20 protein-coding genes and 1 pseudogene are annotated in these 26,099 nt (G+C 60.8%); 18 read left to right on the top strand and 3 right to left on the bottom strand.

Features of this window, described 5'->3' with window-relative positions; all coding sequences use genetic code 11:
• The first annotated feature begins 38 nt into the window (after positions 1 to 38).
• The 4 genes from BK660_RS24455 to BK660_RS24470 all read left to right on the top strand — a co-directional run bounded on the left by BK660_RS24455 (position 39) and on the right by BK660_RS24470 (position 6,796).
• Positions 39 to 3,617 carry a DUF2339 domain-containing protein gene (locus BK660_RS24455; protein ID WP_123435455.1) on the top strand — a complete coding sequence of 1,193 codons (3,579 nt, stop codon included), beginning with the start codon at positions 39 to 41 and terminating at the stop codon, positions 3,615 to 3,617.
• On the top strand, positions 3,614 to 4,987 hold the full coding sequence (locus tag BK660_RS24460) for a DUF3999 domain-containing protein (RefSeq protein ID WP_123435456.1): 1,374 nt from the start codon (positions 3,614 to 3,616) through the stop codon (positions 4,985 to 4,987). The genes BK660_RS24455 and BK660_RS24460 overlap by 4 nt, the downstream gene beginning before the upstream one ends.
• A 192-nt stretch (positions 4,988 to 5,179) precedes the next feature.
• A complete protein-coding gene (locus BK660_RS24465) occupies positions 5,180 to 6,190 on the top strand; it encodes a class 1 fructose-bisphosphatase (RefSeq protein ID WP_059181786.1) in 1,011 nt (336 codons plus the stop codon).
• 3 nt (positions 6,191 to 6,193) lie between these two features.
• Entirely contained in the window at positions 6,194 to 6,796 is a 603-nt protein-coding gene (locus BK660_RS24470) for a DUF924 family protein (protein ID WP_123435457.1), read from the top strand.
• Positions 6,797 to 6,913: 117 nt separating this feature from the next.
• On the opposite strand, the gene BK660_RS33675 is transcribed toward BK660_RS24470, so the two are convergent.
• The gene (locus tag BK660_RS33675) at positions 6,914 to 7,678 is read right to left on the bottom strand and encodes a methyl-accepting chemotaxis protein (RefSeq protein WP_370694468.1); all 765 of its coding nucleotides are present in this window, start codon (positions 7,676 to 7,678) and stop codon (positions 6,914 to 6,916) included.
• Positions 7,679 to 7,771: 93 nt separating this feature from the next.
• A pseudogene (locus BK660_RS33680) lies at positions 7,772 to 8,806 on the bottom strand (HAMP domain-containing protein); the annotation flags it as partial.
• Positions 8,807 to 9,089: 283 nt separating this feature from the next.
• Between BK660_RS33680 and BK660_RS24480 the strand changes: the two are divergent.
• A complete protein-coding gene (locus tag BK660_RS24480) occupies positions 9,090 to 9,344 on the top strand; it encodes a hypothetical protein (RefSeq protein ID WP_007949003.1) in 255 nt (84 codons plus the stop codon).
• Between the two features lie 31 nt (positions 9,345 to 9,375).
• Positions 9,376 to 9,945 (top strand): lipocalin family protein, encoded by a 570-nt coding sequence (locus BK660_RS24485; RefSeq protein ID WP_123435459.1) that lies wholly within the window; start codon positions 9,376 to 9,378, stop codon positions 9,943 to 9,945.
• A gap of 119 nt (positions 9,946 to 10,064) precedes the next feature.
• On the opposite strand, the gene BK660_RS24490 is transcribed toward BK660_RS24485, so the two are convergent.
• Complete coding sequence (locus tag BK660_RS24490) at positions 10,065 to 11,429, bottom strand: formimidoylglutamate deiminase (protein ID WP_123435460.1); 1,365 nt, start codon at positions 11,427 to 11,429, stop codon at positions 10,065 to 10,067.
• 146 nt (positions 11,430 to 11,575) lie between these two features.
• Here BK660_RS24490 and hutC point away from each other — a divergent pair, with 146 nt between their 5' ends.
• The 12 genes from hutC to BK660_RS24555 all read left to right on the top strand — a co-directional run bounded on the left by hutC (position 11,576) and on the right by BK660_RS24555 (position 26,092).
• Positions 11,576 to 12,286: a histidine utilization repressor gene (hutC, locus tag BK660_RS24495; protein WP_172825957.1), complete on the top strand. Its 711-nt coding sequence runs from the start codon at positions 11,576 to 11,578 to the stop codon at positions 12,284 to 12,286.
• A 10-nt stretch (positions 12,287 to 12,296) separates the two neighbouring features.
• The gene (locus BK660_RS24500) at positions 12,297 to 12,866 is read left to right on the top strand and encodes a HutD/Ves family protein (RefSeq protein WP_123435462.1); all 570 of its coding nucleotides are present in this window, start codon (positions 12,297 to 12,299) and stop codon (positions 12,864 to 12,866) included.
• Positions 12,867 to 13,359: 493 nt separating this feature from the next.
• Positions 13,360 to 15,048 carry a urocanate hydratase gene (hutU, locus tag BK660_RS24505; protein WP_123435463.1) on the top strand — a complete coding sequence of 563 codons (1,689 nt, stop codon included), beginning with the start codon at positions 13,360 to 13,362 and terminating at the stop codon, positions 15,046 to 15,048.
• A gap of 148 nt (positions 15,049 to 15,196) precedes the next feature.
• Positions 15,197 to 16,666, top strand: a complete 1,470-nt coding sequence (locus tag BK660_RS24510) for a purine-cytosine permease family protein (protein WP_123435464.1) — start codon at positions 15,197 to 15,199, stop codon at positions 16,664 to 16,666.
• Between the two features lie 69 nt (positions 16,667 to 16,735).
• Positions 16,736 to 17,704: an ABC transporter substrate-binding protein gene (locus tag BK660_RS24515; protein WP_123435465.1), complete on the top strand. Its 969-nt coding sequence runs from the start codon at positions 16,736 to 16,738 to the stop codon at positions 17,702 to 17,704.
• Positions 17,705 to 17,774: 70 nt separating this feature from the next.
• The gene (locus BK660_RS24520) at positions 17,775 to 18,626 is read left to right on the top strand and encodes an ABC transporter permease (RefSeq protein WP_123435466.1); all 852 of its coding nucleotides are present in this window, start codon (positions 17,775 to 17,777) and stop codon (positions 18,624 to 18,626) included.
• Entirely contained in the window at positions 18,623 to 19,453 is an 831-nt protein-coding gene (locus BK660_RS24525) for a quaternary amine ABC transporter ATP-binding protein (RefSeq protein WP_007948989.1), read from the top strand. The genes BK660_RS24520 and BK660_RS24525 overlap by 4 nt, the downstream gene beginning before the upstream one ends.
• A gap of 140 nt (positions 19,454 to 19,593) precedes the next feature.
• Entirely contained in the window at positions 19,594 to 21,117 is a 1,524-nt protein-coding gene (hutH, locus tag BK660_RS24530; protein ID WP_123435467.1) for a histidine ammonia-lyase, read from the top strand.
• Positions 21,118 to 21,235: 118 nt separating this feature from the next.
• Complete coding sequence (hutH, locus tag BK660_RS24535) at positions 21,236 to 22,768, top strand: histidine ammonia-lyase (protein WP_123435468.1); 1,533 nt, start codon at positions 21,236 to 21,238, stop codon at positions 22,766 to 22,768.
• A gap of 100 nt (positions 22,769 to 22,868) precedes the next feature.
• Positions 22,869 to 24,074 (top strand): imidazolonepropionase, encoded by a 1,206-nt coding sequence (gene hutI / locus BK660_RS24540; protein ID WP_123435469.1) that lies wholly within the window; start codon positions 22,869 to 22,871, stop codon positions 24,072 to 24,074.
• Between the two features lie 10 nt (positions 24,075 to 24,084).
• Positions 24,085 to 24,888, top strand: coding sequence for an N-formylglutamate deformylase (gene hutG / locus BK660_RS24545; RefSeq protein WP_123435470.1), 804 nt, complete (start codon positions 24,085 to 24,087; stop codon positions 24,886 to 24,888).
• Between the two features lie 256 nt (positions 24,889 to 25,144).
• Complete coding sequence (locus BK660_RS24555; RefSeq protein ID WP_123435472.1) at positions 25,145 to 26,092, top strand: choline ABC transporter substrate-binding protein; 948 nt, start codon at positions 25,145 to 25,147, stop codon at positions 26,090 to 26,092.
• The last annotated feature ends 7 nt before the right edge of the window (positions 26,093 to 26,099 follow it).

Here is a 26,099-nt window from a genome sequence, read left to right on the forward strand (position 1 = left end):
GACTCGCCCCATCGCGGGGCCGCTTAGGGATATCGACCATGCAATGGATTTTCATGCTGATTGGGCTGGTGCTCGGCTGGATACTCGACGAGTCATTGAGTGATGCGCTGTTGGGCGCGTTGCTCGGCTTGGGTATTGGCCAAGCCATCCACATCGCCCGTTTGGGTTCAAAAGCTGCCGAGCAGCACCTTCTGCTGGCGCAGACGCAGGTTGCGCTGAACGAGGTGCAGCAACGCCTGGCCTTGCTTGAAGTGTCCGGCGTCAAACCTCCGGAAACCAGCGAGCCGATCGCCAGCGAGCCCGTTGCACCTCCAGAATTTACCCTCGACGAAATCCCTGCCGAAACCCCTGAGCTGATCTGGGACCTCCCTCCAGAGCTCGAACCAATCACCGCTGCGGCGACTGAAACCAGTCAGCCACTGCCGGCCGATGCCTGGAAACCCGAGCCGGTTGTTCGCGAACCTGCCATCCCGCGCGGCCCCAACTTCATCGATCGCGCCATCAGCGGCGCCCGCGCCTGGCTGTTCGGTGGCAATACCGTGCTGCGGGTCGGCGTGGTGCTGTTGTTCCTCGGTCTGGCCTTTCTGCTGCGTTACGCAACCGAAGGCATGGTGGTGCCGATTGAACTGCGTTACGCCGGGGTTGCGGCGGCGGCATTGGGCCTGCTCGGCCTGGGCTGGTGGCTGCGTCATCGCAACAACAATTACGCATTGATGCTGCAAGGCACCGGCATTGCCGTGCTGTACCTGACGGTGTTCGCCGCCATGCGTTTGCATCCACTGCTTGATCCAACCGCAGCGCTCGGCTTGTTGGTGGCGGTGACAGTGTTCTCAGCCATCCTGGCGATCACCCAGGATTCCCTGGCGCTGGCCTGCGTCGCCGCGCTGGGCGGTTTTGCTGCGCCGATTCTCACGTCCACTGGCGCCGGCAACCACGTCGCGCTGTTCAGCTACTTTGCCTTGCTCAACGCAGGCATTCTCGCCATCGCCTGGTTCAAGGCCTGGCGTTTGCTCAACCTGATCGGGTTTGTCGGCACGTTCGGCATCGGTTTCGCCTGGGGCCTGCGTTCCTACACGCCAGAGTTGCTGTGGAGCACCGAGCCGTTCCTGATCCTGTTTTTCCTGATGTACCTGGCCATCGGCCTGTTGTTCGCCCGACGCAAGTTGCTGGAAATGAGCGATGCGCCCGAGGACGAAAGTCGCGAGGCGCTGCTGCGCTGGTCGGCGCGCAAGGGCGATTATGTTGACGGCACGATGCTGTTTGGCCCGCCGCTGGTGGGCTTTGGCTTGCAGTTCGCGCTGGTCCAGCACCTTGAGTTTGCCGCCGCGTTCAGCGCATTGGCGCTGGGCATGATCTACATGGGCCTGGCCCGTTTGCTGATGGGCGGCCGCGCGTTGTTGCTGGCGGAGACCTGTCTGGCGCTGGGTGTGATTTTCGCCAGCCTGGCGATTCCATTGGGGCTGGATGCGCGCTGGACGTCTGCGGCCTGGGCTGTCGAAGGTGCCGGGATTTTCTGGCTCGGCTTGCGTCAGCAACGTCCGTTGGCCAGGGCCTTCGCCTTGCTGCTGCAATTGGGCTCGGCGCTGGCGTTTCTCAGCGAACTGCGGATCGGCGAAAGCAGCCTGCTCGACGGCGCACCGTTGGGTGCGTTGATGCTCGGCGTGGCGTTGCTGTTCAGCTTCTATCAATTGCGCCAAGCCTCGCCGGAGCACACCGCGCAATGGGAGCGCAAAGGGCTGCCGGTTCTGGCTTGCCTCGGCCTGTCGTTCCTTTACCTGCTGGCACCGTTGTTTTTCTTTACCCACGGTACGGCGATCAGCTGGGCGCTGGCCGGTCTGGCGACGTTGTTTATCGGTCTGCGCCTGCAATCACGCACGTTCCTGTTTACCGCGTTTGCTGTGCAATTGCTCGGGGGTGCGTTGTTCCTGCTGCGTCTGCAAGGTGCTGGCGGTGAATCTGCGGCAGTGTTCAGTGCCGGCTGGAGCGGGTTGCTCAGTGCCTCGCTGATCGGCCTGGCGTTGATCGCCGGCATGCTGCTGGCGGCGCGCGATGAGATGGTGCGCAGTGACGTGCGACTGCTGCGCGGTTTGTCGGTGGTGTTGCTGGCCGGTCTGGTGCTGATCAATCTGGCGGTGTTGTTTGTGTTGCCATGGCAAACCGCGAGCGCGGTGTGGGCGGCCAGTGGCTTGTTCATCATCTGGTTGAGCCTGTACTTGAAACAGCGCGTGAGTTTCGTTTTCGGTTTGCTATTGCAGGTGATTGGCGGCGCCGCGTTCCTGTTTGCCGGGCCGGACCTGCTCGGACCGTTGGCCAGCGAAGGACTGAAGCCGCTGGCGCACAGCGGTTTCTGGACGCCGTTGGTACTGGGTTTGGCGGCGCTGGTCGGGGCCTGGCGATTGCAGGTGGGCAACCACGCTTCGGCATTCGATGTGTTGAGCCTGCAGCGTTTGTCCGAAGTGTTGCTGGTGTGGGGCGCGGGTTGGTGGGCGCTGGCGTGGGTCAGTGAAGTGCTGCGCTTCGCGCCGGTGAACCTGCAAGCGCCGCTGCTGCTGGCGGTCGCGGCCATCAGTGTGGCGTTGTGGACGTTGTTGGCGCTGCGCTTGAAATGGTCTTCGCTGGGTTTGCTCTGCACCTTGCTGATGCCGGCGGCCGGCGTGGTGTTGCTCGCAGCGTGGCACTCGCGTTATCACCCGGCGGCCAGTGTTGGCTGGTTGGCCTGGACGGCGGTGTTCGTCGTGCATTTCGTTTCGCTGAAACGACTGGCGCCGATGTTGCCGGCGCGCGCGGTCAGCACCGCGCATGTGCTCGGTTGCTGGTTGTTGATCGGTGTGCTGGCGCTGGAACTGCGTTACGGCTTGCTGTTGCTGTCCGAGCAATACAACGCCTGGCGCTGGTTGGGCTGGGCGATTCTGCCAAGCCTGTATCTGGTGCTGATGGCGGCGCCGCGCACTTGGCCATGGCCGGTGTCGGCGTATTCCCGCGAGTACCGACTGTATGCGGCGGCACCGCTGGCGCTGCTGATGCTCGGCTGGTTCTGGCTGGCAAACGTCGTCAGCGACGGCACCGCCGAACCGCTGCCGTATGTGCCACTGATCAACCCGCTGGAGTTGGGCCTGCTGTTTGCGCTGTTCGGCGTTTACGTCTGGTCGCGCAGCGCGGTGACACAACTGGCGATCCGCAAGGATTACGCCGAGCACGCCACGCAATTGATCGCCGGGGTTTCGCTGTTTGTGTTCTTCACTGCGTTGGTGATGCGCACTGCGCACCATTGGGGCGGTGTGCCGTTCGAATTCGATGCCTTGCTGGAGTCGATGCTGGTGCAGGCCGGCCTGTCCATCGTCTGGACCCTGATGGCGCTGAGCCTGATGATCGGCGGCCATTTGCGCCATCGTCGCGAGGTCTGGCTGATCGGTGCGGCGTTGATTGGCGTGGTGGTGGCCAAGCTGTTCTTCGTTGAATTGAGTAACCGCGGCGGGCTCGCGCGGATCGTGTCGTTTATCGGCGTGGGCGTGTTGCTGCTGGTGGTGGGCTATTTCGCGCCGCTGCCGCCCAAGCGCGTCGAGGCTGTGCCGGCGTCTGAAAAACCGGCCCCGGAAACCGAAGGAGTGTCGTCTTGAGTCAGAAGCTGAACCTGGGATGGTTGGGTGCCGTTGCGCTGGGTATGACGTTGTCGGTCAGCGCGCAGGAGCAACCGGCGGATTTCACCACTCGAGTGCCGTTGTCCGTGAGCGGTGACGGCCCGTGGTACCGCCTCGAATTGCCGTTGAGCGTGCAGTTGAATGCGCGGCAAACCGACCTGAGCGATGTGCGTGTGTTCAATGCGGCTGGTCAGGTTCAGGCGTATGCCTTGGCGCGAGAATCGGCCCAGACCCGCGAAAATCGCACGCTGACCGATGTGAAGTGGTTCCCGCTGTACGACTCGGCGGATTCCACCGAGCGCGCGCCCAGCGTGCGGGTGCAATCGAGTGCCAACGGCACGCTGGTCGAAGTGCAGCCGTCCAGTCATTTGGAGGCGGGCGAAGAAGTCCTGCGCGGCTGGTTGCTCGATGCCAGCGGCATCAAGGCGCCGCTGCAGCAATTGGTCCTCGACTGGACCAGCGAGCGTGACGGCTTCCAGCGTTTTTCCATCGAGGCCAGCGACGACTTGCAGCATTGGCAGTCGTGGGGAGAAGGGCAGGTGGCACGACTGACGTTTGCCGACGAACGGGTCGAGCAGCATGAAGTCGGGCTGCCGGGGCAGTCGGCGCGCTATCTGCGCCTGCTGTGGAATTCGCCGCAATCGGCGCCAGCGCTGACCTCGGCGCAGCTGGAAAGCGCCAGCACCCGCAGCCTGCCGCTGCCGTTGGTCTGGTCGCAACCGTTGGCTGGCAGCAGCGCGAAGGCCGGTGAATATACTTGGCAATTGCCGATGGGACTAAATGTCGAACGGGTGCAGGTCGAGCTGAGTCAGCCCAACAGTCTGGCGCCGGTGGCATTGTCTGGCCGCCGCGAGAGCAGCTTGCCGTGGCAGCCGCTGGGCAGCGGTTTGCTGTATCGCCTGACCCAGAATGGCCAGGACGTGGTGCAAAACGAATTGCAGTTGCCGGGGCAAACCGTGCAGCAGTTGAAACTGGTGGTGGACGAGCGGGGCGGAGGCTTGGGCGCCGAAGCGCCGTCGCTGAAGTTCGCCGTGCGTTCGACGCAACTGGTGTTCCTGGCACGCGGCCCTGGCCCTTACACGCTGGCGCTGGGCAATGCGACGGTGAAAGCGGCGAGCTTGCCGTTGTCGACGCTGATTCCGGATTACAACGCGCAGAAACTGGCGGCATTGGGCAAGGCGACGGTGGACGGCGGGGCAGTGGTGACGTCGACATCGACGGTGACCACGACGGCGACGGCGGGTACGAACTGGAAGAAATTCGGGTTGTGGGCGGTGTTGTTGCTGAGTGTGCTGTTCCTGGCTGCGATGGCGTTCAGCTTGCTGCGCAAGCCCCCGACTTCATCCTGAGAATGGCTGACTTTCAGGCAAAGAAAATCTTGAAACTCCCACCTGCCGCCAGTCCACATCCGCCCCGTTTCGAACTACGCTCAATCCGGCACATGAACTCTCTTGGGCGTATCACGTCTGATAGGAGGAAATGCGCCTCGACTCGCGTTAAACTGCGCGGGTTTTTAGCCCCCCATTCCACCGGAGCCTTCCATGTCCCGCGTTACCCTGAGTCGCTATTTGATTGAGCAGACCCGTAGCAACAACACCCCTGCCGATCTGCGTTTCCTGATCGAAGTGGTGGCGCGTGCTTGCAAAGAGATCAACCACGCCGTGTCCAAAGGCGCCCTCGGTGGTGTTCTGGGCAGCATGGGCACTGAAAACGTCCAAGGTGAAGTGCAGAAGAAACTCGACGTGATCTCCAACGAGATCCTGCTCGAAGCCAACGAATGGGGCGGTCACCTGGCCGGCATGGCGTCCGAAGAAATGGACAATGCCTACCAGATCCCGGGCAAATACCCGAAAGGCGCGTACCTGCTGGTATTCGACCCGCTGGACGGTTCGTCGAACATCGACATCAACGCGCCGGTCGGTACGATCTTCTCCGTACTGCGTTGCCCGAACGAATACCTGAGCCAGAACGAACCTCTGAACGAAAAGGCTTTCCTGCAGCCAGGCACCGAGCAAGTCGCTGCCGGTTACGCGATCTACGGTCCACAGACCATGTTGATCCTGACCTTGGGCGACGGTGTGAAAGGCTTCACCCTGGATCGCGAAATGGGCAGCTTCGTACTGACCCACGAAGACATCAAGATTCCGACCTCCACCCAGGAATTCGCGATCAACGCCTCCAACCAGCGTCACTGGGAAGCGCCGGTACAACGTTACGTCGGCGAATTGCTGGCTGGCGAAGAAGGCCCGCTGAAAAAGAACTACAACATGCGCTGGGTTGCTGCGATGGTCGCGGACGTGCACCGCATCCTGACCCGTGGCGGACTGTTCATGTACCCACGCGACAGCCGCGAGCCGTCCAAGCCGGGCAAGCTGCGCCTGATGTACGAAGCCAACCCGATGTCGTTCCTGGTTGAACAGGCTGGCGGCGCTTCCACCGATGGCCATCAGCGCATCCTCGACATCAAGCCGGACGGCCTGCACCAGCGTGTTGCGGTGTTCCTCGGTTCGAAAGAAGAAGTTGAGCGCGTCACGGCTTACCACAAGGCCTAAATCATGACCGCGCCCTGGCAGCCGTTGCTCGATTGGTGGTTCGGTTCTTCCGGGTCCTCGAAAGAAACAGCGGCCACCAAGGGCAAGTTATGGTTCGGCAAGCGCGACAGCCAGGACCTCGAAGCGCAATCGCGTTTCGGGGACTGGGTCGAGCAGGCACTGGCCGGCGGATTGACTGACTGGGCGCAACGCCCTGAAGGTTGGCTGGCCCTGGTGCTGCTGCTCGATCAACTCCCTCGAATGATTTATCGCGACACTCCCCAATGCTTTTCCGGCGATCTCAGGGCTCAGGCACTGGTGGCGCAAGGCGTTGCTGCGGATTTTGATCGGCAGTTACAGCCGATTCAGCGGGTGTTTATCTACCTGGTGTTCGAGCACAGCGAAAACCTCGCGGTGCAGAACGAAGGCGTCTCGCGCCATATCGAATTGGTGGCGCAACAACCCGAGATCGATCGGGCGCTGTTTAGCGATTACCTGGACTATGCCGAGCGGCATCGGGACGTGATTGCGCGGTTTGGACGGTTTCCGCATCGCAATGCGGTGTTGGGGCGGGCGACTACGGCTGAGGAATTAGAGTTTCTTTCGAAGCCCGGGTCTCGGTTTTAGATTTTCCTTTCGGCTGATGCCGTCTTCGCGAGCAAGCCCGCTCCCACATTGGATGTGTGAACGACACACATCCAATGTGGGAGCGGGCTTGCTCGCGAAGAGGCCTTCAATAGCGCCTTAAATCCGGAAGCTACCCACAAGCTGCTTTAACCGCGCCGCCTGCTGCTCAAGATCCGCACACGCACGCAAGGTCGACTGCAAGTTCTCCACCCCTTCCTGGTTCAAGGTGTTGATCTCGGTAATGTCGACGTTGATCGACTCCACCACAGCGGTCTGCTCTTCCGTCGCCGTCGCCACCGACTGGTTCATCCCGTCGATTTCACCAATGCGTTGCGTCACGCTACCCAGTCGCTCGCCGGCCTGGTTGGCGATACCCACGCTGCTTTCGCTCTGGCGCTGGCTGTCGGTCATGGTGCTGACCGCTTCACGGGCGCCGACTTGCAGCTCCTCGATCATCTTCTGCACTTGCTGCGCCGAATCCTGGGTGCGGTGCGCCAGGTTGCGCACCTCGTCCGCCACCACCGCGAAACCACGACCGGCTTCACCGGCACGGGCCGCTTCGATGGCCGCGTTCAGGGCCAGCAAGTTGGTCTGCTGGGAGATGCTGGTGATCACTTCCAGAATCTGCCCGATGTTCACGGTGTTGCTGTTGAGCGTTTCGATGTTGCCGCACGAGTCGCTGATCTTCGCCGACAGCTGCTGCATCGCGGCGATGGTCTTGTCCACCACTTGCTGACCGTCTTCGGCCAGGGCGCGGGCGTCGCTCGAATGCTGCGAGGCGAGGGCGGCGTTCTGGGCGATTTCCTGGGCGGCGGCGCCCAGTTGATTGATCGCCGCGGCCACGCTGCTGGTGCGCGAGGCTTGCTGGTCGGAGTTGAACATCGACGAGTTGGAAGCCGCCACCACACGCAGGGCCACTTCGTTGACCTGGCCGGTGGCCGAGGACACTTCGCGAATCGAGGTGTGGATACGCTCTACAAAACGGTTGAACGAGGTGCCCAGTGCGCCGAATTCGTCCTGGCCGTGGATGGTCAGGCGTTTGGTCAGGTCACCTTCACCTTCGGCGATGTCATGCATTGCGCGGCCCATGGTCAGCAGCGGCTGCATCAGGAAACTGATCAACATGCCCAGCAACGCGATGATGATCACCACGGCAATGACCATGGCGATGATCGCCGAGGTGCGGAATTCGCTGAGCATCGAGAACGCGGTGTCCTGATCCAGCACCAGTGCTACGTACCAGTCCGCCGACGGCACGCCGTTGACGTGGGTGAAGGAGATGAACTGAGTCTTGCCGTCGAACTCGACTTCTTTCATGCCCGGGCTGACTTTCGGAGCGCCGTTCGGGTAGGCATCGGCCAGTCCTTTGAGCACCAGTTTGCTGTCCGGGTGGATCAGGATCTTGCCGTCGGCGCTGACGATGAATGCATGGCCGTGGCCGCCGAAGTTCAGCGAGTTGATGATCGCGCTGACGCTGGACAGGTCGATGTCCGCACCGGCGACGCCGATCATCTGGCCCTGATTCTTCACGGGGGTGGCGACGGTGATCACCAGTTTGCCGGAAGACGCGGCGATGTACGGTTCGGTGACGATGGTCTGTTGCGCGCTGTTGGCTGCCTTGTACCAGCCACGGGCGCGAGGATCGTAGTCGGCGGCGCGATTGCCGGCCGGGATCGAGAACATCACACCATCAGTGCCGCCGAAATAGCTCAGCTGGAAATTGCTGGTGTAGGCCGGCAGGTCGATGGCGCGTTTCAGGCTGGCGGGTGCGCTGCCATCCACGGCGATCTGCTGGGACAACGATTGCAGCAACTGGATGCGGCTTTCCAGCCAGGTCTGGATGTTGCTGGTGGTCAGGCTGCCAAGTTCCTGCATCGAGGACTCGGTACTGCTGCGCAGGGTCTGACGCTGGCGGTAGTCGTTGAACAGGATAAAGCAGGCGAACGCAACGGCGACCACAAGGGCGGCGGCCAGCAAGATCTTGTGGCTGAATTTCATGTTTCTGGTCATTAAATGCACTACCGCGGAGGGGCTGATCAGCGAGGGGCGTCAATTCGCCACAGTCGAGGGCTTTACGCTGCTTCTATGTCGACTGGCCGGCGCCAAAGATTAGGCGTCTTTTTGCAAAAACTGACGAAATACCCGATGGCGTAAGAAAGTGGCTGATTTTTCGAAAAAAGGCAGACGAGTGGCCTGATAAATAGCGTCGCGGTCGGGGAACCAGATGGGGGTTTTCTCTTCTAAGCTTCAGCTTGGCAGCCATGCCATTCCCCTTCGCTCCAGGAGTTTCACCATGTCGTTGCGATCTCTCGCCTTGCTCTCGTTCTGCGTGTTGTTGGCCGCATGCAGCAAGGTCAATCAGGAAAACTACTCGAAACTGTCGACCGGCATGCCTAAGGCCGAGGTCGAAACGTTGTTGGGTAAACCTGCTGATTGCTCGGGCGCGCTCGGCATGTCCAGTTGCACCTGGGGCGATAAAAACAGCTTTATCAGCGTGCAGTACGCCGGTGACAAAGTATTGATGTTTTCCGGCCAAGGCCTGAAGTAAACCGGGGCGTTGCGCCCACGGGAGAAAAACAATGAAGCGGTTCCTATTCGTACTTTTTGCCGGCCTGGTATTGGCTGGCTGCGCCACTTCTGGCCATGATTCGTTGGCGCCAAAAACCGTCAACAGCGTCAACCTCAAGCGTTACCAAGGGACCTGGTACGAGTTGGCTCGCCTGCCGATGTATTTCCAGCGCGACTGCGCGCAGTCCGAAGCCCATTACAGCCTCAAGCCTGACGGCAACATGGCGGTATTGAACCGCTGCCTGACGCCGCAGTGGCAGTGGGAAGAGGCCAAGGGCACGGCTTATCCACAGGTATCGGGTAAATTCGACAAACTGTGGGTCGAGTTCGATACCTGGTTTTCTCGTCTGCTGCCCGGTACGGCGAAGGGCGAATACTGGGTGTTGTACGTCAGCGATGACTACAAGACCGCCATTGTGGGCGACCCGAGTCGCAAGTACCTGTGGCTGCTGTCGCGGACCCCGACGGTCAATGGCGTAGTGCGCGAGGAATTGCTGAGCAAGGCGCGTCAACAGGGTTACGACACCACGCGGCTGATCTGGCGTGCGACGGATACGCAGATGGCCAAGACCTCGAACTAACTGTTTGCACAAAACCAATGTGGGAGCGGGCTTGCTCGCGAAGGCGGACTGTCAGTCAACATCTCTGTTGAATTTGACGGTCCCTTCGCGAGCAGGCTCGCTCCCACAGTTGTTTTTGGTTAGCCCAAGAGGTCGCGCAGGACCTGGGTGAACGCGCGATTGCTTTCTTCTTCACCCGCATGACGCCCATCACGCACGACCCATTGGCCATTGACCAGCACATCACGCACCTGACGATCACCACCCGCAAACAACCAGCGATTCAAAATCCCGTCGCCACTGGCCGTCGCCAGGTAAGGATCGTTGCCGTCCAGCACCAGCCAATCCGCACGCTTACCGACTTCCAATGCGCCAATCGGCTGCCCCAACGCCTGAGCACCGCCATCCAGTGCCGCGTCGTACAGCGTGCGACCGACCATCGGCTGCTCCGCGCCATACAAACGATTACGCCGCTGATCGCGCAGACGCTGGCCGTATTCCAGCCAGCGCAGTTCTTCCACCACGCTCAACGACACATGGCTGTCGGAGCCGATGCCCATGCGTCCGCCCTGAGCAAGGAAATCCACGGCCGGGAAAATCCCGTCACCCAGGTTGGCTTCAGTGGTCAGGCACAAACCGGCAATGGCGCGACTCTTGGCCATCAGCGTGACTTCTTCGGCATTGGCGTGGGTCGCGTGAACCAGGCACCAGCGCTGATCGACTTCGGTATTTTCGTACAGCCATTGCAGCGGACGGCGACCGCTCCAGGTCAGGCAGTCGTCGACTTCCTTCTGCTGTTCGGCAATGTGGATGTGCACCGGGCATTGCTTGTCGCTGGCGGCCAGCACTTCGCTGATCTGCTGCGGCGTGACAGCGCGCAACGAGTGGAAGCACAAGCCCAACGACTGCGCCGGTTGCTGCGCCAGGATCGGCTGCAAGCGCGACTGAAGTTTCAGGTAGTTTTCGGTGCTGTTGATAAAGCGGCGCTGGCCTTCGTTGGGCGTCTGGCCACCGAAACCGGAATGGCTGTAGAGCACCGGCAGCAGGGTCAGACCGATACCGGCGGAACTGGCGGCCTGGCTGATGCGCAGCGCCAGTTCAGCCGGGTCTGCGTAAGGCTGGCCGCTGGTGTCGTGGTGCACGTAATGAAATTCCGCGACCGAGGTGTAACCGGCCTTGAGCATTTCGATGTACAGCTGACGGGCGATGTCGCCGAGTTGATCCGGGCTGATTTTTCCGACGAGGCGATACATCAAATCGCGCCAGGTCCAGAAACTGTCGTTCGGATTGCCCGCCACTTCCGCCAAACCAGCCATCGCTCGCTGGAAGGCATGGGAGTGCAGATTCGGCATTCCTGGCAGCAGCGGACCGCTTAGCCGTTCGGCGCCATCTGCATGGGAATCGGCCTGGATATGGGTCAAAACGCCCTCGGCATTGACCTCAAGACGTACATTGTTGGCCCATCCACTAGGCAGCAGCGCGCGTTCGGCAAAGAAGGCGGACATGGTTCAGCACCCCATCGTGTGTTATTTGTATATACATATACAGACGTTTGCCTGCTCGGTAAACTCCGGCAAGCTAGCAACTCTTCTCAAACGAACAAGGATTAACCGTGCCGACTCCGCCCCAAGTGTCACCGTTGGCCGCGAACATGGGCGACAGTCCGGCGCCCTTGTACGCCCGCGTCAAACAGATGATCACCCAGCAAATCGACAGTGGAAACTGGCCGCCGCACTACCGCGTTCCGTCGGAAAGCGAGCTGGTCAGCCAACTCGGCTTCAGCCGCATGACCATCAACCGCGCGTTGCGCGAGATGACCGCCGACGGTCTGTTGGTGCGAATGCAAGGCGTGGGTACGTTCGTCGCCGAGCCGAAGAGTCAGTCCGCGCTGTTTGAAGTGCACAACATCGCCGACGAGATCGCCTCCCGTGGCCATCGCCATACCTGCAAGGTGATCACCCTTGAAGAAGAGGCCGCCGGCTCCGAGCGTGCTTTGGCGCTCGATATGCGCGAAGGCCAGAAAGTTTTCCATTCGCTGATTGTGCATTTCGAAAACGATATCCCGGTGCAAATCGAGGACCGTTTCGTCAATGCGCTGGTCGCCCCGGAATACCTCAAGCAGGATTTCACCCTGCAAACGCCTTACGCCTACCTGAACCAGGTCGCGCCGCTGACCGAAGGCGAGCACGTGGTCGAGGCGATTCTGGCCGAAGCGTCCGAGTGCAAGTTGCTGCAGATTGAAAAGGGCGAGCCATGCCTGCTGATTCGTCGCCGCACCTGGTCCGGCCGCCAGCCAGTGACCGCCGCCCGTTTGATCCACCCCGGTTCCCGTCATCGTCTGGAAGGTCGGTTTCATAAATAGAGAGCCATAAATGAATCAAGTGAAGGTTTTACGCGCCATCGATTACCCGCGTATGCCGTGGAAAAACGGCGGCGGCAGCACTGAAGAAATCACCCGCGATGCGGGCGTTGGCCTTGAGGGTTTCGGCTGGCGCCTGTCGATTGCCGACATCGGCGAGTCGGGGGGCTTCTCGACGTTCACCGGTTACGAGCGGGTTATCACCGTGCTGCAAGGTGACGGCATGACCTTGCGGGTCGATGGTCAGGACACTCATCCGTTGTTACCGCTGCACCCGTTTGCCTTCAGCGGTGAGAGCGAAGTGTCCTGCACATTGCTCGGCGGGCCGATCCGCGATTTCAACCTGATTTATGCGCCGCAGCGTTACAGCGCGCGGTTGCAGTGGCTGGCGGGTGAGCAGCGGTTTTTCAGTTCGGCGGGGACGGTGCTGGTGTTCAGCATTACCGACGCATTGGAAGTGAATGCCGGTAACAGCGCTTCGCAACTGGGTCGGCATGATTGCCTGCAACTGGACGGTAACACCGGGTTGTTGGAAGTTTCCGTCAACGGCCCGTGCTGCGTGATTGAACTGACTGCGCACTGATTCAACCCATCCACTGATCCACTGTGGCGAGGGGGCTTGCCCCCGTTCGGCTGCGCAGCAGCCGCAAAATTTAATGCGAACATCGGGGGCGGCTACGCCACCCAACGGGGGCAAGCCCCCTCGCCACAAGAGCGGTCGCTCCTCCTGTTCCCCATTGCGCACCACTTTGTTACCGAACGCCCCAGCGTGGCGCAAAACCTCGCTCAAGTAACAGCCGTCACCCTTCCGCAAAAACACCCCAGAAAAATTTCATCTCCGCCCGAACCCTTGATCTACAAGCCTTCCAGCCCATCCAAGAACTTTTCTTGAACACCCATCCAACAAGTTGGCCGCTTGATTGCATATGCTTGTATGTACAAGTAAAGACGTATGCGTATGAGTCGACCGAGACTCTCCGCAGCGTCCACTGATTCGCTTGTGGCGCATCGATGCGCACAGGCTCGCTTGCCCACTGCCAGGGTTGGTTTGAATTGATCGCTGAGGAGTCTTTTTCGTGACTGACAATACCCAGAAACCTACTAAATACCGTGACGTTGAAATCCGTGCCGCACGCGGTAACACGCTGACCGCCAAGAGCTGGCTGACCGAAGCGCCGCTGCGCATGCTGATGAACAACCTCGACCCGGAAGTCGCCGAGAACCCTAAAGAACTGGTGGTTTACGGTGGTATCGGTCGTGCGGCACGTAACTGGGAATGCTACGACAAGATCGTCGAAAGCCTGACCAACCTGAACGACGACGAGACCCTGCTGGTGCAATCCGGCAAGCCGGTCGGCGTGTTCAAGACCCACACCAACGCACCGCGCGTGCTGATCGCCAACTCCAACCTGGTGCCACACTGGGCGAGCTGGGAACACTTCAACGAACTCGACGCCAAAGGCCTGGCCATGTACGGCCAGATGACCGCCGGCAGCTGGATCTACATCGGCAGCCAGGGCATCGTCCAGGGCACCTACGAAACCTTCGTCGAAGCCGGTCGCCAACACTACAACGATGACCTGAAAGGTCGTTGGGTCCTGACCGCAGGTCTGGGCGGCATGGGCGGCGCCCAGCCTCTGGCCGCGACCCTGGCTGGCGCTTGTTCGCTGAACATCGAATGCCAGCAGGTCAGCATCGATTTCCGTTTGAACAGCCGCTACGTCGACGAGCAGGCCAAAGACCTCGACGACGCGCTGGCCCGCATCGAAAAATACACCAAAGAAGGCAAGGCGATTTCCATCGCGCTGCTGGGTAACGCCGCTGAAATCCTGCCGGAACTGGTGCGTCGTGGCGTACGCCCGGACATGGTCACCGACCAGACCAGCGCCCACGACCCGCTCAACGGTTACCTGCCAGCCGGCTGGACCTGGGAAGAGTACCGCGCTCGTGCCAAGACCGAGCCAGCTGCTGTTGTAAAAGCCGCCAAGCAATCGATGGCTGTTCATGTTAAAGCGATGCTGGATTTCCAGAAAATGGGCATCCCGACCTTCGACTACGGCAACAACATCCGTCAGATGGCCCAGGAAGAAGGCGTGGAAAACGCATTCGACTTCCCTGGCTTCGTACCGGCTTACATCCGTCCGCTGTTCTGCCGCGGCATCGGTCCATTCCGTTGGGCTGCGTTGTCCGGCAACGCCGAAGACATCTACAAGACCGACGCCAAAGTCAAAGAGCTGATCCCGGACGACGCCCACCTGCACAACTGGCTGGACATGGCTCGCGAACGCATCAGCTTCCAGGGCCTGCCGGCTCGTATCTGCTGGGTTGGCCTGGGCCTGCGTGCCAAGCTCGGTCTGGCGTTCAACGAAATGGTGCGCAGCGGTGAATTGTCCGCGCCAATCGTGATCGGTCGCGACCACTTGGACTCCGGTTCGGTCGCCAGCCCGAACCGCGAAACCGAATCGATGCAGGACGGTTCCGATGCTGTGTCCGACTGGCCACTGCTCAACGCTCTGCTGAACACGGCGAGCGGTGCGACCTGGGTTTCCCTGCACCACGGCGGCGGCGTCGGCATGGGCTTCTCCCAGCACTCGGGCATGGTGATTGTCTGCGACGGTACTGACGAAGCGGCCGAGCGTATTGCTCGCGTGCTGCACAACGACCCGGCGACCGGCGTTATGCGTCACGCCGATGCGGGTTACCAGATCGCAATCGACTGCGCCAAGGAACAAGGGCTGAACCTGCCGATGATTACTGGAAAATAACGCAGTACTTGTGGGAGCGGGCTTGCTCGCGAAAGCGGTAGACCAGTCGGCATTGATGTTGGATGTGCTGGCCTCTTCGCGAGCAAGCCCGCTCCCACATAGAGCAGTTACACAGTGAATTCCAATAACAATCCACAGAGGTTGAACCATGGCTGTCAACGATCGTGCAAGCAACAAACCGTTGATCGAGAAGCGCTCGATCGACTACATCCCGGAAGCGGAAAGACACGGTCGTCTATTTAGCCAGTTCACCCTGTGGATGGGTGCCAACCTGCAAATCACCGCGATTGTCACCGGGGCCCTGGCCGTGGTGCTGGGCGGTGATGTGTTCTGGTCGTTGATCGGTCTGTTGATCGGTCAACTGCTCGGCGGCGGGGTCATGGCGTTGCATGCGGCGCAAGGGCCTAAACTTGGTCTGCCGCAGATGATTTCCAGCAGGGTACAGTTCGGCGTGTATGGCGCGGCCATCCCGATCGTGCTGGTCTGCTTGATGTACCTCGGCTTCACCGCAACGGGCACCGTACTTTCCGGTCAGGCGCTGGGCCAGTTGTTTGGCGTCAGCGACAGCGTCGGCATTCTGATTTTCGCCAGTGTCATCGTGCTGGTGACGGTGCTCGGTTATCGGGTGATCCATTGGATCGGCCGTGTGGCCAGTGTCATTGGCGTGATTGCCTTTGTTTATCTGTTCAGCCGTCTGATGAGCCAGGTCGATGTGGGCGCACTGTTGCAAATCCGCCACTTCAGCTGGAGCAGCTTCCTGCTGGCGGTGTCGCTCGCGGCGTCCTGGCAGATCGCCTTCGGCCCTTACGTGGCTGACTACTCGCGCTACCTGCCGAGCAAGATTTCCTCGGTGAAAACTTTTTTTGCCGCCGGCGCAGGTTCGGTCATTGGTGCGCAGGTGGCGATGGTCCTCGGTGTGTTCGCTGCCGCCTCGGCCAACGGCCAATTCGCCGGCCATGAAGTCGCCTACATCGTTGGTCTGGGCGGTACCGGTGCCACCGCTGCGCTGCTGTATTTCAGCATCGCGTTCGGCAAGGTCACGATCTCCACGCTGAACTCCTACGGCAGCTTCATGTGCATTGCGACCATCATCAGCGGCTTCCGTGGTGACCTGAAAGTATCGCGCATGCAGCGTCTGGTCTTCGTGCTGGTAATCGTCGGTGCGGCGACCCTGATGGCGTTGCTCGGTCAGCACTCGTTCCTCGGTGCGTTCAAGTCCTTCATTCTGTTCCTGCTGGCGTTCTTCACGCCATGGAGCGCGATCAACCTGGTGGACTACTACTGCATCACCCGCGAGCGTTATGACGTGCCGGCACTGGCCGATCCGAACGGTCGCTACGGCCGTTGGAACGCCCTCGGTATCAGCGTCTATGTCTTCGGTGTGCTGGTGCAGCTGCCGTTCATCTCCACCAAGTTCTATACCGGTCCGCTGGTGGCGGCCCTGGGTGATGTGGATATCTCCTGGATCATCGGTCTGGTGATTCCCGCAGCCCTGTATTACGTGTGTGCGAAAAAATGGCACGGCAGCGTGCCCGATCAACTGATTCTGCCGGTCGAGCAGGACAGCGTTGTACAACCTAAAACAAACGGGACCGGTCGCGTGGCGACGCAGGCCTGATTGGACGTGGACAGGGCTGGATGCCTCTTGACTGCCGTAAGCCAATTCATGATTAGGAGCGTCACAACAATGAAATCGAACAAGACCCTGCTGACCACATTGCTTTCCATGGGCCTGCTGGCCAGTGCTGGCGCCACTCAGGCTGCTGGTTGGTGCGAGTCGGGCAAACCGGTGAAATTCGCCGGCCTGAACTGGGAAAGCGCCATGCTGCTGACCGACGTGATGCAAGTCGTGTTGGAGAAGGGCTACGACTGCAAGACCGACAGCCTGCCGGGTAACTCCATCACCATGGAAAACGCCCTGAGCAGCAACGACATCCAGGTGTTTGCCGAAGAGTGGGTCGGCCGCAGTGAAGTCTGGAACAAGGCCGAGAAGGCCGGCAAAGTCGTCGGTGTCGGCGCACCCGTTGTGGGCGCCATCGAAGGCTGGTACGTGCCGCGTTACGTCATCGAAGGCGATGCCAAGCGCAAGCTGGAAGCCAAGGCCCCCGACCTGAAAAACATTGCCGATCTGGGCAAATACTCGGCGATTTTCAAGGACGCCGAAGAGCCATCCAAGGGCCGTTTCTACAACTGCCCGGCCGGCTGGACCTGCGAGCTGGATAACAGCGAAATGCTGAAAAGCTACGGCCTGGAAAGCACCTACACCAACTTCCGCCCAGGCACCGGCCCGGCGCTGGATGCGGCCGTGCTGTCGAGCTACAAGCGTGGCGAGCCGATCCTGTTCTACTACTGGTCGCCAACTCCGCTGATGGGCCAGATCGACGTGGTGAAACTCGAAGAGAAACCAGGCGTGAACAAGACCGTGGATATCAAGGTCGGCCTGTCCAAGACTTTCCACGAGCAAGCCCCGGAACTGGTGGCCGTGCTGGAAAAGGTCAACGTGCCAATCGACATCCTCAACCAGAACCTTGGGCGCATGACCAAAGAGCGGATCGAGTCGCCAAAACTGGCCAAGATCTTCTTGAAGGAACATCCTGAAGTCTGGCACGCGTGGGTGAGCGAAGACGCAGCCAAGAAAATCGACGCGGCCTTGTAGGTTGAGCCTCTCCGACTGCCGGTAGCGGCAGTCGGACGCTTGATCGCAACCCCTTGATTGAGAGTCTCTTATGTTTCCCGAAAGCTTTACCTTTTCCATCGCCGACTGGGTCAACGGTTGGGTCGATTCGCTGGTCACCAACTACGGCGACGTGTTCCGGCAGATCTCTGACACGCTGCTGTGGGCCATCGTCAACCTTGAAGGCCTGCTGCGTGCGGCGCCTTGGTGGTTGATGCTCGCCATCGTCGCGGGCATTGCCTGGCACGCCACGCGCAAAGTCGTGACCACGGCCGTGATTGTCGGCTTGTTGTTCCTGGTGGGAGCGGTCGGCCTCTGGGACAAGCTGATGCAAACCCTGGCGCTGATGATGGTGGCGACGATCATTTCGGTGCTGATTGGCATTCCGCTGGGCATTCTCTCGGCGCGCAGCAATCGCCTGCGTTCGGTGCTGATGCCGTTGCTGGACATCATGCAAACCATGCCGAGTTTCGTTTACCTGATCCCGGTGCTGATGCTGTTTGGCCTGGGCAAGGTGCCGGCGATTTTCGCCACCGTGATCTACGCCGCACCCCCGCTGATTCGCTTGACCGACCTGGGCATTCGCCAGGTTGATGGTGAAGTGATGGAAGCGATCAACGCCTTCGGTGCTAGCCGCTGGCAGCAACTGTTTGGCGTGCAACTGCCCCTGGCGTTGCCGAGCATCATGGCCGGCATCAACCAGACGACAATGATGGCGCTGTCGATGGTGGTCATTGCCTCGATGATTGGTGCCCGTGGCTTGGGCGAAGACGTACTGGTGGGGATTCAGACCCTCAACGTCGGACGTGGCCTGGAAGCCGGTCTGGCGATCGTGATTCTGGCTGTGGTGATCGACCGCATTACTCAGGCGTACGGTCGGGCACGGCATGAGGTGAGCAAATGAACAACGCGACCGTAAGCAAGATCGAAGTCAAAAACGTCTTCAAGATTTTCGGCAACCGCTCCAAGGATGCGCTGGCGATGATTGGCCAGGGCAAGACCAAAGACCAGGTGCTGTCCGAAACCGGCTGCGTGGTCGGCGTGAATGATCTGTCCCTGAGCATCGGCACCGGCGAGATCTTCGTGATCATGGGCCTGTCGGGTTCCGGCAAATCGACTTTGGTGCGCCACTTCAATCGCCTGATCGACCCGACCAGCGGCGCGATCCTGGTGGACGGCGTGGACATCCTGCAATACGACATGGAAGCCCTGCGCGAATTTCGCCGGCACAAGATCAGCATGGTGTTCCAGAGCTTCGGCCTGCTGCCGCACAAGACCGTGGTGGACAACGTCGCCTACGGCCTGAAAGTGCGCGGCGAGAGCAAGCAAATGTGCTCTGAGCGCGCGCTGCACTGGATCAACACCGTGGGCCTCAAGGGCTACGAAAACAAATACCCGCATCAGCTCTCGGGCGGCATGCGTCAGCGTGTCGGCCTGGCCCGCGCCTTGGCGGCGGACACCGATATCATCCTGATGGACGAAGCGTTCAGTGCCCTCGACCCGCTGATCCGCGCCGAGATGCAGGACCAGTTGCTGGAACTGCAAAAGACCCTGCACAAGACCATCGTCTTCATCACCCACGACCTCGACGAGGCCGTGCGCATCGGCAACCGCATCGCGATCCTCAAGGACGGCCGCCTGATTCAGGTCGGCACCCCGCGCGAGATCCTGCATTCGCCGGCGGATGAGTATGTCGACCGGTTCGTGCAGCGTCGGGCTGCGGTGGTTTGAGAGATTTGCGGTGACTGTACCGGCCCCTTCGCGAGCAGGCTCGCTCCCACATTGGAATGCATCCCCTGTGGGAGCGAGCCTGCTCGCGAAGGCGGCGGTGGAGTTGCATCAAAATTGAAGAAATACAGTTGAGGTCAAAGATGTCCCAGGCTGAAAAAATCGTTATCACCGAAGCGCAGGTCCGTTGGCAGGATGTGGTCGCCGTCGCCCGTCATGGCGCACAGCTTGAGCTGTCGGCGCCGGTCTGGGCACGCATTGAAAATGCTCAGGGCATCGTCCAGCGCATCGTTACCAGCGGCGAGCGTGCCTATGGCATCAACACCGGGCTGGGCGCGTTGTGCAACGTCTCCCTGCAAGATGAACAACTCAGCCAACTGTCGCGCAACACCCTGCTCAGCCACGCCTGTGGTGTCGGCGCACCGCTGACCAACGAGCAGACTCGCGCCATCATGTGCGCCGCCGTCGTCAACTACAGCCACGGCAAATCCGGCCTGCACCGCCAGGTGGTCGAAGCCCTGCTGGCGCTGCTCAACCGTGGCATCACCCCGCAAGTGCCGTCCCAGGGTTCCGTCGGCTACCTGACGCACATGGCGCACATCGGCATCGCGTTGCTGGGTGTCGGCAATGTCAGCTATCGCGGGCAAATCGTCTCCGCTCAGCAAGCCCTGGCCGAAGAAGGCCTGCAACCGGTCAAGCTCGGCGCCAAGGACGGTTTGTGCCTGGTCAACGGCACGCCGTGCATGACCGGCCTCAGTTGCCTGGCGATTGCCGACGCTGCGCATTTGCTGCTGTGGGCCGACGTGATCGGCGCCATGAGTTTCGAAGCCCAGCGCGGTCAGATCGATGCGTTCGACGCCGAGATCATCGCGCTCAAACCGCACCCGGGCATGCAGCAAGTTGGCATCAACCTGCGCGCCGTGCTCGATGGCAGTGAAGTGATCGCCAGCAGCAAAGGCATTCGCACCCAGGACGCCTTGAGCATTCGCTCGATCCCGCAGGTCCACGGCGCTGCCCGTGACCAGCTGGTTCACGCGACTCAACAGATCGAAAACGAACTCAACGGCGCCACCGACAACCCGTTGGTGCTGGGTACACCGGACAACTACCGCGTCGTTTCCCAAGCCAACCCGCACGGCCAGTCCGTAGCGATGGCGGCGGACCTGCTGGCCATCGCCATGGCAGAAATCGGCTCCATCGCCGAGCGTCGCCTCGATCGCCTGATCAACCCGCACGTCAGCGGTCTGCCGGCGTTTCTGGTGGCCAATCCGGGCGTCAACTCCGGGATGATGATCGTCCAGTACGTCGCCGCTTCCCTGTGCGCGGAAAACCGTCAATTGGCGCAACCGGCCGTGCTCGACAACTACGTTACGTCCGGACTGCAGGAAGACCACTTGAGCCTGGGCACCAACGCTGCGCTGAAGCTGCATCGCGCATTGGAAAACTGCACGCAGATCCTTGCCATCGAGTACTTGCTGGCGGCCCAGGCGTTTGAATTCTTGAAAGAGCAACGCTTCGGCGCGGGCACTGATGCGGCGTGGCGTCTGCTGCGCGAGCGTGTTCCGGCTTATGATCAGGACCGCTGGCTGGCGCCGGACATTGCTGCCGCTGCCGCCGTATTGAAAGAACAGAATTTGCTGCACAAGGCTGTACCGAACCTGAACTGAAATCCACAACACCAGCGTGCCAAGGCGCCAGCCCCTCTCACAAAGTCGGGAAGCGACGGACAACGGAAATCTCCGGAGCGTCTGGTTAGTTAATAAAAACTCTCAAAAGGAGAATGATGTGACTGCGCTTAATTTGATTCCCGGCCAACTGAGCCTTGCCCAACTGCGTGATGTGTATCAGCAACCGGTCAAAATCACCCTCGACAACAGCGCCTCGGCGCAGATCGAGGCCAGCGTTGCCTGTGTAGAACAAATTCTCGCCGAGAACCGCACCGCCTACGGCATCAACACCGGTTTCGGCCTGCTGGCCTCGACCCGCATCGCCAGCGAAGACCTGGAAAACCTCCAGCGCTCGCTGGTGTTGTCCCACGCCGCCGGTGTCGGCGAGCCGATCAGCGACGCGCTGGTGCGCCTGGTCATGGTGCTCAAGGTCAACAGCCTGAGCCGTGGTTTCTCCGGTATTCGCCGTGTGGTCATCGACGCGCTGATCGCCCTGATCAACGCCGAGGTTTACCCGCATATCCCGTTGAAAGGTTCAGTCGGTGCTTCCGGCGATTTGGCGCCTCTGGCCCACATGTCGCTGGTGCTGCTGGGCGAAGGCAAGGCGCGCTACAAGGGCGAGTGGATGGAAGCCACCGAAGCGCTGAAAATCGCTGGTCTGACTCCGCTGACCCTGGCCGCGAAAGAAGGTCTGGCGCTGCTCAATGGCACTCAGGTGTCGACTGCTTACGCCTTGCGTGGTCTGTTCGAAGGTGAAGACCTGTTCGCTGGCGCTGTGGCGCTGGGTGCGCTGACCGTTGAAGCGGTATTGGGCTCGCGCTCGCCGTTCGACGCACGCATCCACGCTGCCCGTGGCCAGAAAGGCCAGATCGACGCGGCTGCCGCGTACCGCGATTTGCTGGGTGAGCGCAGCGAAGTGTCCGACTCGCACGAGAACTGCGAAAAGGTCCAGGACCCGTACTCCTTGCGCTGCCAGCCACAAGTCATGGGCGCTTGCCTGACCCAGTTCCGTCAGGCTGCCGAAGTGTTGGTCGTCGAAGCCAACGCCGTGTCGGATAACCCGCTGGTGTTCGCCGCTGAAGGCGACGTGATTTCCGGCGGTAACTTCCACGCCGAACCGGTGGCCATGGCCGCCGACAACATGGCGCTGGCCATCGCCGAAATCGGCTCCCTGAGCGAGCGTCGCATTTCGCTGATGATGGACAAGCACATGTCGCAACTGCCGCCGTTCCTGGTGGCCAATGGCGGCGTGAACTCCGGCTTCATGATCGCCCAGGTGACTGCCGCGGCACTGGCCAGCGAGAACAAGGCCCTGGCGCATCCGCATTCGGTGGATAGCCTGCCGACCTCGGCGAACCAGGAAGACCATGTGTCCATGGCTCCGGCGGCGGGCAAGCGCCTGTGGGAAATGGCCGAAAACACCCGCGGTGTGCTCGCGGTGGAATGGTTGGCAGCGGCTCAAGGCTTGGACTTGCGCAATGGCCTGAAGACTTCGCCGAAACTGGAAAAGGCGCGGGCGATTCTGCGTAACGAAGTGCCGTTCTATGAGAAGGACCGCTTCTTCGCACCGGACATCAATGCCGCGACCGAGTTGTTGGCGACCCGTTGCCTGAATGAGCTGCTGTCGGTGAAGTTGCTGCCTAGCCTGTAAGGGCCCCTTCGCGAGCAGGCTCGCTCCCACAGGGAGTACGCAATCTCCTGTGGGAGCGAGCCTGCTCGCGAATCGATTTTGAATTTGATGGAGACTCGGGATGAAAACTCTCTGGCAACACTGCCACGTCGCAACCATGGCGCAAGGCGTCTACTCGATCATCGAGGATGCGGCCATCGTGACGTCCGGTGCGCACATTGAGTGGATTGGCCCACGCACTGAACTGCCGGCGGGTGAATACCCGGCCGTCAACGATTTGAAAGGGGCCTGGGTAACGCCGGGCCTGATCGACTGCCACACCCACACGGTGTTTGGCGGTAACCGCAGCGGTGAATTCGAACAGCGTCTGCAAGGCGTCAGTTACGCGGAAATCGCCGCGGCCGGTGGTGGTATCGCCAGCACCGTGCGCGCTACTCGCGCGGCGACCGAAGACGAACTGTTCGCCAGCGCCGCCAAGCGCCTGAAAAGCCTGATGCGCGACGGCGTGACCACGGTCGAAATGAAATCCGGCTACGGCCTGGACCTGGCCAGCGAACGCAAAATCCTTCGCGTGATCCGCCGCCTCGGCGCCGAGCTGCCGGTGAGCGTGCGCAGCACCTGCCTGGCTGCCCACGCCTTGCCACCGGAATATGCCGATCGCGCCGACGACTACATCGATCACATCTGCGCCGACATGCTTCCGGCCCTGGCCGCCGAAGGGTTGGTGGATGCAGTGGACGCCTTCTGCGAATACCTGGCGTTCTCGCCGGCGCAGGTTGAGCGTGTGTTCATCACCGCACAAGAACTCGGTTTACCGGTGAAGCTGCACGCCGAGCAACTGTCCTCGCTGCACGGTTCGAGCCTGGCGGCGCGTTATCACGCACTGTCGGCCGATCACCTGGAGTTCATGACCGAGGACGACGCCATCGCCATGGCCAAGTCGGGCACCGTCGCGGTGCTGCTGCCGGGCGCGTTCTACTTCCTGCGGGAAACCCAGTTGCCGCCAATGGAAGCCCTGCGCAAGCACGGCGTGAAAATCGCCATCGCCAGCGACCTCAACCCCGGCACCTCGCCGGCGCTGTCGTTGCGCTTGATGCTGAACATGGCCTGCACCTGTTTCCGCATGACCCCGGAAGAAGCCCTGGCCGGTGCAACGATTCATGCCGCCACCGCGCTGGGCATGGCCGACACCCACGGTTCGCTGGAGGCCGGCAAGGTCGCGGATTTTGTCGCCTGGCAAATCGATCGGCCGGCCGACCTGTCGTACTGGCTGGGCGGTGACCTGGAAAAACGCGTCGTGCGTCACGGCGTCGAGACAAGCGTTTAGGAGAGCAGTTGTGGATAAGGTTCTGAACTTCAAACAAGGCCGCGTGCCGCTGCTGATCAGCATGCCCCACGCCGGCCTGCGCCTGACCCCGGCGGTCGAAGCCGGGTTGATCCCCGACGCCCGCAGCCTGCCGGACACCGACTGGCACATTCCGCAGCTTTACGAGTTTGCCGCCGAGTTGGGCGCGAGCACGTTGGCTGCCGAGTATTCGCGGTTCGTGATCGACCTGAACCGGCCATCCGACGACAAGCCTTTGTATGTCGGCGCGACCACTGGTCTGTACCCGGCGACGCTATTCGATGGCATTCCATTGTTCCGCGAAGGGCTGGAGCCGTCGAAAGAAGAACGCGCGACCTATCTGGAGCAGATCTGGACGCCGTATCACACGACCTTGCAGAACGAACTGGCGCGACTGAAAGCCGAGTTCGGTTATGCGTTGCTGTTTGACGCGCACTCGATCCGCTCGATCATCCCGCACCTGTTCGACGGCAAACTGCCGGACTTCAACCTCGGTACTTTCAATGGCGCCAGTTGCGATCCGCAGTTGGCCACTCAGCTGGAAGCGATCTGCGCGCGTCACGGCGACTACAGCCATGTGCTGAACGGTCGCTTCAAGGGCGGCCACATCACCCGGCATTACGGTAACCCGGCCGAAAACATTCATGCGGTGCAACTGGAGTTGGGGCAGTGCACGTACATGGAAGAGTTCGAGCCGTTCCGCTATCGCCCGGATCTGGCCGAGCCGACGCAAGTGGTGCTCAAGGAATTGCTGCAAGGCCTGCTCACTTGGGGCAATAAACGCTACGCAGCCTAACCCTGTGGCGAGGGGGCTTGCCCCCGTTCGAGCGCGAAGCGGTCGTAGATTTTTTTGGGGCCGCTCCGCGGCCCAACGGGGGCAAGCCCCCTCGCCACAGGTTTTCATTCGTCTCGATGGCTCTTCGATTCTGTCGCCACCGTGCAAAACTCGGTCGCCACAGTTCGCTTTTACCCTCTCGCTGCTGCGTAATGTGCTGAGCACGGTGCACGAAGACACCGGCCCTCACAATAATCTGCCGCACGAGACTCTCCCGATGAAAAGACTGTTCACCCGCTGTCTCTCAATCCTCTGCGGCACCGCTCTTCTGAGCACCAGCGTCCTGGCCAGTGATGATGCTTCCTGCAAGGCTGTGCGCATGGGCGTGGTCAACTGGACCGACGTCATCGCCACCAGCGGCATGGCCGATGTGCTGCTCAATGGCCTCGGCTACGAAAGCAAGCAAACCAGCGCCGTGCAGCAAATCATCTTCGCCGGCATCCGCGACAAGCGCCTCGACATCTTCCTCGGTTACTGGAAACCGGCGATGGACAAAAACATCGCGCCGTTTGTGGCCGCCAATCAGGTGAAGGTCATGGACAAGCCGAGCCTGGCCGATGCCCAGGCGACGCTCGCGGTGCCTGATTACGTGGCCGCCGCTGGATTGAAAACTTTCGCAGATATCGCAAAATTCAAGGATCAGCTCGGTGGCAAGATCTATGGCATAGAGCCGGGAAGCGGCGCCAACACCACGATCAAAACCATGATCGAGACCAATCACTTTGGCTTGAAGGATTTCAAACTGATCGAGTCCGGTGAGGCCGGCATGCTTGCCGCCGTGCAACGCGCAGTGAACCGCAAGGAATTCGTGGTGTTCGTCGGCTGGACCCCGCACCCGATGAACATCAACATGAAGATCGCCTACCTGACCGGCAGTGAAGACGTGTACGGGCCGAACGAAGGCGCGGCCACCGTTTCCACCGTTACCGCGCCGGATTACGCCGAGCGTTGCCCGAACGTCAACCGTCTGCTGGAAAACCTGACGTTTACCGCGTCCCAGGAAAGCCAGTTGATGGTGCCGATCATGGAGCGCAAGACACCTCAGGACGTGGCCCGGCAATGGTTGCGTGATAACCCGCAAGATTTGCAGCGCTGGTTGGCGGGGGTGTCCAGTTTTGATGGCAAGGATGGCGTCGCAACCGTACAGGCCAGCCTGAAAAACTGACCCACCG

Origin of the sequence: Pseudomonas brassicacearum (assembly GCF_003732265.1) — a bacterium.
Taxonomy (GTDB): domain Bacteria; phylum Pseudomonadota; class Gammaproteobacteria; order Pseudomonadales; family Pseudomonadaceae; genus Aquipseudomonas; species Aquipseudomonas brassicacearum_D.

What these genes read in the sequence shown, in the direction of transcription:
- BK660_RS24455 (WP_123435455.1), top strand. Translation starts at nt 39, where the DNA reads ATGCAATGGATTTTCATGCTGATTGGGCTGGTGCTCGGCTGGATACTC.
- BK660_RS24465 (WP_059181786.1), top strand. Translation starts at nt 5,180, where the DNA reads ATGTCCCGCGTTACCCTGAGTCGCTATTTGATTGAGCAGACCCGTAGC.
- BK660_RS24470 (WP_123435457.1), top strand. Translation starts at nt 6,194, where the DNA reads ATGACCGCGCCCTGGCAGCCGTTGCTCGATTGGTGGTTCGGTTCTTCC.
- BK660_RS33675 (WP_370694468.1), bottom strand. Translation starts at nt 7,678, where the DNA reads ATGTTCAACTCCGACCAGCAAGCCTCGCGCACCAGCAGCGTGGCCGCG.
- BK660_RS24480 (WP_007949003.1), top strand. Translation starts at nt 9,090, where the DNA reads ATGTCGTTGCGATCTCTCGCCTTGCTCTCGTTCTGCGTGTTGTTGGCC.
- BK660_RS24485 (WP_123435459.1), top strand. Translation starts at nt 9,376, where the DNA reads ATGAAGCGGTTCCTATTCGTACTTTTTGCCGGCCTGGTATTGGCTGGC.
- BK660_RS24490 (WP_123435460.1), bottom strand. Translation starts at nt 11,429, where the DNA reads ATGTCCGCCTTCTTTGCCGAACGCGCGCTGCTGCCTAGTGGATGGGCC.
- hutC (WP_172825957.1), top strand. Translation starts at nt 11,576, where the DNA reads ATGGGCGACAGTCCGGCGCCCTTGTACGCCCGCGTCAAACAGATGATC.
- BK660_RS24500 (WP_123435462.1), top strand. Translation starts at nt 12,297, where the DNA reads ATGAATCAAGTGAAGGTTTTACGCGCCATCGATTACCCGCGTATGCCG.
- BK660_RS24510 (WP_123435464.1), top strand. Translation starts at nt 15,197, where the DNA reads ATGGCTGTCAACGATCGTGCAAGCAACAAACCGTTGATCGAGAAGCGC.
- BK660_RS24515 (WP_123435465.1), top strand. Translation starts at nt 16,736, where the DNA reads ATGAAATCGAACAAGACCCTGCTGACCACATTGCTTTCCATGGGCCTG.
- BK660_RS24520 (WP_123435466.1), top strand. Translation starts at nt 17,775, where the DNA reads ATGTTTCCCGAAAGCTTTACCTTTTCCATCGCCGACTGGGTCAACGGT.
- BK660_RS24525 (WP_007948989.1), top strand. Translation starts at nt 18,623, where the DNA reads ATGAACAACGCGACCGTAAGCAAGATCGAAGTCAAAAACGTCTTCAAG.
- hutH (WP_123435467.1), top strand. Translation starts at nt 19,594, where the DNA reads ATGTCCCAGGCTGAAAAAATCGTTATCACCGAAGCGCAGGTCCGTTGG.
- hutI (WP_123435469.1), top strand. Translation starts at nt 22,869, where the DNA reads ATGAAAACTCTCTGGCAACACTGCCACGTCGCAACCATGGCGCAAGGC.
- BK660_RS24555 (WP_123435472.1), top strand. Translation starts at nt 25,145, where the DNA reads ATGAAAAGACTGTTCACCCGCTGTCTCTCAATCCTCTGCGGCACCGCT.